This window comes from Mesorhizobium sp. M7A.F.Ca.MR.362.00.0.0 (genome assembly GCF_004023175.1).
Lineage (GTDB): Bacteria > Pseudomonadota > Alphaproteobacteria > Rhizobiales > Rhizobiaceae > Mesorhizobium.
In genome coordinates this window covers 1-624 of sequence record NZ_RZTF01000577.1, presented here as the reverse complement: position 1 = coordinate 624, position 624 = coordinate 1, and the positions used below count along the sequence as shown (strand labels likewise).

Sequence of the window (624 nt, the reverse complement as noted above, 5' to 3'; positions counted from 1 at the left end):
TGACCACCGAGACTTCGGCCTTGTGCCTGGCGGCCAGGGTCCGCACCGCCTGCTCCAAATCTTCTGGACCCATATCGCTGGTCGGCGTGTTGACCAGATCGCGTGTCAGGAAGACGCCATCGGCGATGCGGCCTACGCGCCCGCCATCGACGCCTGCCGGCAGACCGAAGCGCAGCGCCTTGCCTGGCTTCTTGCCGTAACGGGTGAAGACATAGCCGCCGAGCACCAGCGCGATCGCCGCGAGGTCCGGCTCGACAGGGGCCGAGGCGAAATGCCAGTCGCCTTCCGGCAAGGCTTTCGACAGCGCGCCAAAGGCGAGCGCGCCTTCCCCATCGCCGATACCGAACAAGGCGCCGCCGAGCGCCCCGTTTTCGCCGGGCACGACCAGCGTCCTGCCTGCCTCGCCGGAAAAGCCGTTGGCCCTGGCCCAGGCGACAGCGACCGGCGCAAGGCCGGCCGCGTCCAGACCGTCCCTGGCGACCAGATGGACCGGCAGCGCGCCCGGCAATGTCTTCCCGACGAGTTCGACAGGCATGCGATGTTCTCCGTGTGAGTCGCCGTTCTTAACCGTCCGTTAGGGTTAACAGAATATTTCTGCGGGAGGGAAGACGGCCACTCAATGGC

1 pseudogene is annotated in these 624 nt (G+C 66.8%); it reads right to left on the bottom strand.

Annotated features, from left to right (window positions below):
* A pseudogene (locus tag EOC06_RS44385) lies at positions 1-535 on the bottom strand (leucyl aminopeptidase family protein); the annotation flags it as partial.
* Positions 536-624: the final 89 nt, after the last annotated feature.